Origin of the sequence: Psychromonas aquatilis, assembly GCF_038155185.1 — a bacterium.
Classification (GTDB): domain Bacteria; phylum Pseudomonadota; class Gammaproteobacteria; order Enterobacterales; family Psychromonadaceae; genus Psychromonas; species Psychromonas aquatilis.
The window spans coordinates 1-8112 of sequence record NZ_JBAKAZ010000086.1 but is presented as its reverse complement, the minus strand read 5'-3'; the positions used below and the strand labels follow the sequence as shown (position 1 = coordinate 8112).

5 protein-coding genes are annotated in these 8112 nt (G+C 32.6%); 1 reads left to right on the top strand and 4 read right to left on the bottom strand.

Annotation, left to right across the window (positions count from 1 at the left end):
• Window positions 1–664: 664 nt before the first annotated feature.
• From V6256_RS14260 to rfbB, 4 genes are all read right to left on the bottom strand, one after another.
• Window positions 665–1927: a hypothetical protein gene (locus tag V6256_RS14260; protein ID WP_341598907.1), complete on the bottom strand. Its 1263-nt coding sequence runs from the start codon at window positions 1925–1927 to the stop codon at window positions 665–667.
• 533 nt (window positions 1928–2460) lie between these two features.
• A complete protein-coding gene (locus V6256_RS14255; RefSeq protein ID WP_341598905.1) occupies window positions 2461–3609 on the bottom strand; it encodes a hypothetical protein in 1149 nt (382 codons plus the stop codon).
• Window positions 3606–6398, bottom strand: a complete 2793-nt coding sequence (locus tag V6256_RS14250) for a glycosyltransferase family 2 protein (protein WP_341598904.1) — start codon at window positions 6396–6398, stop codon at window positions 3606–3608. The genes V6256_RS14255 and V6256_RS14250 overlap by 4 nt, the downstream gene beginning before the upstream one ends.
• A complete protein-coding gene (rfbB, locus tag V6256_RS14245) occupies window positions 6398–7483 on the bottom strand; it encodes a dTDP-glucose 4,6-dehydratase (protein WP_341598902.1) in 1086 nt (361 codons plus the stop codon). The genes V6256_RS14250 and rfbB overlap by 1 nt, the downstream gene beginning before the upstream one ends.
• Before the next feature lie 502 nt (window positions 7484–7985).
• On the opposite strand from rfbB, the gene V6256_RS14240 reads away from it, so the two are divergent.
• Window positions 7986–8112 (top strand): helix-turn-helix domain-containing protein (locus tag V6256_RS14240; protein WP_424141072.1); only part of this gene is annotated, 127 nt, incomplete at its 3' end.

Here is an 8112-nt window from a genome sequence, read left to right as displayed (position 1 = left end):
TATAAGTGATAATAATACCACCTTAAATGGTGTCCGAGATCATTAGACCACTACACCTGCTTCATATAAGCGGTATTGATAAATAATTAAATCTCCCTTAATAACTATCACTTATAACCTAAAATAGCTTTGTATTTATTTAACCGTTCGAAAATAACTTTGCCATAAGGTCTAAGTCTGTGGGCAATGGACATAAGTTTAAATGACTCTTGAATATTAATATTCTCTAGTTTTATTACCAAATCTCTAAGCACGTCAATATCGCCTTCTTTAACATTGGATTTATTTAAAGTTACTGATTTAGGCATTTTATTTTGATGAATTTTAACAATTTTTTTCTTAGAACAGTTGGGTGAATATTTTGAGCGCTTAACACCCAGTTATAATAACCATCATAATATTTTCTATTACGAACTAACTTATGAAAAGCATTAACATCTACAACTCCTAACAAGAACGACTCAAAGGTAAACTTTAATACTCTTAAGTTATTTAAATACTTAGGTACTCCATGACCAACTCCAAGTAGCTCACACGACTTTTGGGGAAGAAAAACAAAACCTGCCCTCATTGTTATAAACATAGCTGAAATTAGTTGAAGGACAAAAAGGACGATTTGTCCCAGTTACTTCTAATATTTTTTCAACAAGATAACTAATTTGATTTAAATGTCTTTGTTTTGCTTACTTAAAATTTTTTTAAATTCTGCTAACTTTTTCTTAATCACTGGTCCTGTAGGCCTAAGGTCACGAGCTCTTTTCATAAATTCATAAGCTAAATTCATATCTTTATTTTCAAGTCGTATAGCTTCATCTCTAAGGTAATCAACAATATTGCTGTTATTATTGTTATTGCTGTTATTGCTGTTATTGCTATTATGATTTAAAAAGTGCAGAAATGATGCGAAGAACGGCTTTAAATCTGGAATTAAAAAATCAAGATTTTCAGGTACACGCCTTGGTGTAATCTCTCTATGAAAATTCACATTCTTTCGAATGAGCATTGAGGAATATAGGACACTCTTATTGACGATACCAGTTTCACGTACATTGATTGATGGTTCTGTAGACAATAAAGCTTCGCCTAAATTAGACTCCATAGTAAAACGACTTAGATCAGGGTGAATTATCTCATTAAATGCTAAATATTGATTAAAACTTTTTACTACATTACCGTTATTATGTTTTATTTTAATTTGAGCCACTTCATCAGGCCAAGTTTCTATACCAACAACAACACCATCATTCACATTTACACTCACTTCTGATTTTAATTCAATAAGTTCCCTACTAAAATAAGAGTTTTCTTTTTTAATGATTGAATTATCACCTCTGGGTGAGGTAACATAAAAGTTCGAGCCTTCTGAATATGTGTATTCTCTAAAATTATTCGAAAAGTAATTTCGAATATTCACACCAAGCGCATGCATAAATGCAACGTTAGGGTGTCTATCGTCTGTCATGATAAATCTAGTTTTAGGATCTTTAGGATCGAGTTTTTTGGTAATTGTTTCTTCTAAATTAATATAATAAAACCCATACTTATTTATCTGTTCCATATGAGCGTCTTCTATTTCGTTTCTTAAGTCATAGGATTCAGCTCCATTAGAATAGCGAACCATCGGTGTTAATAATATAAGAACCTCTTTCCCTGTTCTATATAGTTCATAGTAAAGTTCTTTGATATTATCTTTAATGAGTTGTTTGGGGTACTTAATTGCATTGATATTATATGTATCGTTTCCATTTGATTCGGAAACAATAAGATCACAACTCATTATATCTTTTTCATGAAGGTGCAATGCATGTATATTTTGCAATGAACCTGTTGCACCTACAGCTAGTTTTAGGTCATCATTGACACACAAACCATCTCTAAAACCAAACTTGTTAACTGAATTTGAACCTCCAAGTAAACACACTTTCATATATATTTAGCTCTCTATTTTTATAAAAAATTTATCTATAGTATTATTCTAATTTAATTTTCTAGATATTAAAATGAAAATCGATAAATAGAATTTATATACTTAATCTTTTAAGCAGTTATGGTAATAGTTCATCTACTGAACAAATTTTCTTGGGCATTATTTACTGTTTCAAGACTGTTAGATTTTAGATGGAAGATCTTCCACCAAATCTATAGCCCCCTTATATTTAGGACCTGAAATTTAAAAAGGTATAGTATTAAGTGGTAAGTAACCTCCTCAAGAATTCAAAGGTGGAGTTGCTAGGCAGTGATAAAAGTGTTGGATATGACTCTTAGTTAATAATATTCCCATATTCACAATACTTAGTAGATATTTTTTTATTAGATCAGTTATATTGAATATTTATTTCATTTTTAATTGGATATAGGAAATTTATTAAAAATTTCCTATATCCAATAAGTTTTGATTAAAATTAGGCTATGATAAAAATCAAGCCGAGACAATATTTATCTATCGGCTTTTGGTTTTACTTATACGCTTCGTTTATAGTGATTTAATCTTTCATTTATTAGCGGCCCATTAGGTCTATACTTTTTTGCTAGTTGTAAAAATAATATTGATTTATTAGGATCGCTTGATCCAAATGCTTTAACTTTTAAAAACTCTATAATTAAATTTAATATTTTTTCTGGTAAAATAGCCATAGCAGATTCAAGATCATTCAATGATTCTATTGACCAATAATTTTTATTTAAGTCTTTATTTGGGTGCACATCAATCAAATAGTTAATATTAAAGTTCTTTAAAAGCCACTTTTTATCTTCTTCAAATAAATCTGCTTCACAGTTAATAGTAAATTTTTCACCTTTTATTTTCCATAAAGGAATCAAATCATTAACCTCTCTTTCTTTAGAAATTACTCCATCAACATAAAAAGATAACTTTTCGTTAATATAAGATATCAACTCAGTCGCTTCATAAGACAATGACTCATTAGACTTAACTTCTTCAAAATCACATAAATGTAATTCAGGAATAAAATTATTTATAAAGAACTTCGTTAAACCTGCTTTCTCTTTAATAGCTAATTCAAAAGAATATATATTTAACGAAGCTCCACCAAAAACGTCTAAAAACTTAGAGATTGTATTTTGATAAATATTCTCAACCGTACTCACTTTTAATTGAGTAAGGGCTTTCAATGTTTGACCACCTTTAACTGCTTCCTGCAAATCACTATTTAAATAAGATAAATGCTCCCTTACTGAATAAACAACTTGAAAATCAGTAACAGCATATCGACTTATAAAAAATAACTTTAACTCCTTTAACTCATTCTCAGATAATACTCCAATATCTTCACCTGATAATATGATTGTATCCTTAGACTTATTAAAGAAAGTATCCATTTGTTGTAAATACTTCTCATTTAGTGCGTTTACTTTGCTTTGATTATCAAAACCAAATTTTAGATTCATATGATATTTATCAGCATGCTCAGAAAAAAAACTATAAATAACAATTGAGTGATTAAATATATCTGAAAAGCCATTATTAAAAATAGGGTAAGTACACCCTGCAGAATCCCATTCTAACTCAGGTATTAATGATAGATTTTTCTGAATTGTTGATGTTCCTGTTTTATGGGCGCCAACATGTAATATAAGTTTTCTCATCATTTACCCACCGAAAAATTTTCATGCTCTAACGTTAAATTTTGACTGTAATAAGGATCTGGTTTTTTATCTGTGCCCCAAGTGTCCGTCATATAATCTACTTCTTTATTAAACCTAGCTACTTTTACTGGATTATCTTCAGCACCACGACTAATTGATTCATAATGATAAAGCTCAGCATAAGGTGTCCATAAATTGCGATAGCCTGCCGCTTGTACTTTTAAGCAAAAATCTACATCATTAAAAGCAACGGTAAGGTCTTCCTCATTTAAACCGTCAACTTCATTAAATACAGATTTGCGTACTAACAAGCATGCTGCTGTTACTGCCGACAAGTTCTGCACAACTTTTAAACGACTAAAGTAACCATGGTCATTACGTTTGTAATGTTTATGCGAATGTCCACCAACACCGCCAATACCAATAATAACCCCTGCATGTTGAATCGTATCATTCTCAAAATAAAGCATTGCACCAACACAACCAATCTCTTCTCGTTGCGCGTGAGAGACCATTTCAGTCAACCATTCAGGTGTTATGACTTCAACATCATTGTTAATTAACCCAACAATACTCCCCTTTGCTTGCTTCGCAGCAAAATTATTAATAGCGGAATAATTAAAAGGATATGGATAACGTAATACGGTTACTTTTTCATGTTTATCCAGTTCATCAAAATATTCCAAAGCAATTGGGTCGTTAGAGTTATTATCAACCAATAAAATCTCATAGTTTTGATAGGTTGTTTTTTCTAATATGGAATCAATGGCCTGTTTGGTTATCTCATAACCGTTATAAGTAGGAATAATAAGAGAAACTAACGGTTCTTCCTCTATTAACCAATTAACTTTATAAATATTTGCATGCTTACCAGCTTCGACAAGAACAGACTTATTTAGTGCTTTAAAATGATCCTCTAACGCTTTAATTCCTGCATCTGTAGTGTAAGATTTCTCACCTGAAGCTAACGCTGTTGAACCTTCAACCATGCGCCAATGATAAAGTACCTTAGGAATATGCACGACGTTCGCATGGTCGATTTCACGTGAATAACGTAATAGTAAGTCATAATCTTGGCTACCTTCATAACCTTTACGAAAGCCACCGATCTTTTTAATGATATCCGTTTTATACACACCTAAATGCGACACATAGTTTTGACTATATAGCAGATCTAAATTCCAATCGGACTTAAAGTGAGGTTCAATTCTCTCTCCCTCTAAATTGATTTTATCTTCGTCGCTGTAAATTAAAGTCACATCAGGGTTATCATTAATTGCTTTTATAACATGGTAAAAGGCATGCTCATGTAATAAATCATCATGATCAAGTAATGCAGTCCACTCTCCACTAGCGATATCTAAAGCACTGTTACTTGCTTCTGAAATATGGCCATTCTTTTCTCTAAAAACAGGTTGAATACGTTTATCTTTTAAGCTGTATTCTTTCAGCACTTCTTTTACATAAGGCTCTGTAGACTTATCATCAGCTAAACAAAGCTGCCAGTTAGTATAAGACTGCGCTATAACAGACTCGATACAATCAATCAGTAGCTGCTTCTCTGGGTTATAAACCGGCACCACAATCGAGATACAAGGCGTGTTATCAAAGTTTAATAAATCCTGCTGCGTCTTAATAAACTCACTTTTTTCATTATTTAAACGCCAAAATAAATAAGGATCAACATTTTCTTCAGCACTAAGAGGGCGAATGTACTCATTATAAACACGCCCCTCTTCCAATCCGGCCATTAGTAGGTGTGCTAGCAAAGGAGCTTCCCAACCAGCTAAGTCAGGATTTAACTCTAAATACAATTTTGGATCAAAAGATGGAGTCGGTTTACGTCCTTCTTTTTCACCTGCAATAATATAATGATAAAATGGATTTATGCCATCTTCAGCAATATCACGGTTGTTAGCTAAGTAATAATAAGTATTAAAGTGAGAGTTGGGGTTTTTTCCACTTTTTGCCCCCTTAATAACAAAGTCATATATGTGGTTAGCATGGCACACTTCATTTTCTGATAACTGATTTATATAATAGTTATCATCCCAAAGGTGAGACTTTTGAATTACATCGACAACATTTTCTACAGGTGTGTTATTTACAGTATCAATTGCATTCAATAAATCTAAACTACCAATAGACAGCAACTCTTGATATAACGGCTCATCATAATCACTTTGCATAAATATCGCTTTTAGTACTAAATTTTCTTTTAGGAACCAATGTGGTTTTACATTATGTCCATTGATAGAATATTCAAAACTACAATCTACATTTTCAACTAATGTAATTAAACTTTCATCATTCTTATTGCAAGGTACCAATGCCAGATAATCATTTTCAATATAGAGTTCAACATAATCCGCATCAGAAGACCAACCGGTAATAGTATCACCAAGCAATCCATTAAAATTATGCTGAATTGGTTGCGCTAAGGTATCAAAATTAAATTTATTAGCTAAGTTTGTAACATTTAATGTTCGTTCAAACGTTTTTGTCGTAACACCATCATCAATAAACTCAACCCTTAACGCTAATAAAGAAAGATGACGCCACTCTTTCTTTATATCTTGGCCAGAAATCTCATAATGAAAACTAGCATATGGATTATTTAAAGCACCATCTAGATCCTCTCTATATTCATTACATGCAACTTGAGCCAACTTTTCATTCTGAAGAAAGATAATGACTGAATCAGCTTTTTGCGCCCAACCTTGTAGTTTTTTATCAACCAAACCATCAAAAAAAACTAATGGCAACTCTTGGTTATAAATAAAATCACTCATTATTTATTTCCTCCTAATAGTGAACTCCACCATTCTTCATTGCCCAAATACCATTCTACGGTTTTACGAATCCCGGTTTCAAATGACTCAACTGGTTTGTAACCTAATTCATTATTGGTTTTAGTGGCATCAATGGCATATCGCCAATCGTGACCTGCACGGTCTTCTACAAAGGTAATTAATGTTTCAGATTTGTTTGCTAACGCTGATTTAGCTTCTGGGTATTTTTCTTTTAAGTATTTATTACCTTGGAATTGTTCGTTTAATAGCTTACAAACCAATTTAACAATATCGATGTTTGCCCATTCATTATGGCCACCAATGTTGTAGTTTTCACCTAAACGGCCTTTGTTCAGCACTAATTCGATACCACGAGCGTGATCTTCAACGTATAACCAATCGCGAATTTGCTGGCCATCACCATAAACAGGTAATGGTTTATCAAATAAAATATTAGTGATGATCAGTGGGATTAATTTTTCAGGAAAATGGTACGGTCCGTAGTTATTTGAACAATTTGAAGTCGTCACTTCTAAGCCATAAGTATGGTGGTAAGCACGCACTAGGTGGTCACTTGCCGCTTTTGATGCTGAATAAGGTGAATTCGGTGCATAAGCCGTGTCTTCGGTGAATGCAGGGTCTTTAGGCCCTAACTCACCATAAACCTCATCGGTTGAAACGTGATGGAAGCGGTGTTTAAGTGGTGCGTTACCATTTTCTTTAGGCTGGTCTATCCATACTTTTTTTGCGGCTTTTAATAAGCTATAAGTACCAATAATATTGGTTTCAATAAACGCATCTGGCCCTGTAATTGAGCGGTCAACGTGAGACTCTGCTGCAAAATGCACCAAAGTATCAACGTTATGCTCTGTTAGTAGTTGTTCTATTAATGCCGTATCGCAAATATCACCGTGCGCAAATACAAAGTTTGGGTTATTTTCAACAGATGCCAAGCTTTCACGATTACCTGCGTAAGTTAATGCATCTAATACCACTACTTTGTCTTGAGGGTTATTTGCAAGCCAATATAAAACGTAGTTAGCACCAATGAATCCGGCCCCGCCGGTAACTAAAATATTTCTCATATAATCCCTATATCCCCGTCTGATTAATCACGCTAAGCGCTAATTTTTAATTGTTTAAATACCAAATAATTTAATATATAAATAATACTTAATAGTATATTTTGCAATAATTTACCTAATATAGACAGGAAAAATACAAATAAGTTATATATTCAAAATACAAGGCATCGGTTTGTTAAAAGTTAAAATTAAATGGCATTTACCTTGTATAAAATACAACCAAATAAAAGAGTCACCTTTGTTATTTTAATCTTGCTTGATACTCTGCGACCTTTTTCTTAATAAATAGACCATTAGGGCGAGCTTGATGCGCCAATGTCATTAAAGAAAGGGCTTTTTTAAGATCGGTTTTTTCTAACTTTATTGCTTCATCTCGAATAATACCAATCTAAGTAAAAATATGATCTAATTGAGTTATCTATTGCTATTAAAGTGACTCAAGATGGAGCATATAAAAAAGACAGATTTTAAAGTACTTGCCCGTCAGCAAACCTCATTACAAATGAAAATGCGTTTACTGGCGTTAGCACATTTTCAAGATGGACATTCACGTACCCAGATTGCTCAGTTCCTTAAAGTGAGTAGAACTAGCGTTAATAAATGGGTGAGTATCTATCTAAGCGAAGGCC

Coding starts and splice junctions, on each gene's coding strand:
- V6256_RS14260 (WP_341598907.1), bottom strand. CDS start 1,927: ATGAAAGTGTGTTTACTTGGAGGTTCAAATTCAGTTAACAAGTTTGGT.
- V6256_RS14255 (WP_341598905.1), bottom strand. CDS start 3,609: ATGATGAGAAAACTTATATTACATGTTGGCGCCCATAAAACAGGAACA.
- V6256_RS14250 (WP_341598904.1), bottom strand. CDS start 6,398: ATGAGTGATTTTATTTATAACCAAGAGTTGCCATTAGTTTTTTTTGAT.
- rfbB (WP_341598902.1), bottom strand. CDS start 7,483: ATGAGAAATATTTTAGTTACCGGCGGGGCCGGATTCATTGGTGCTAAC.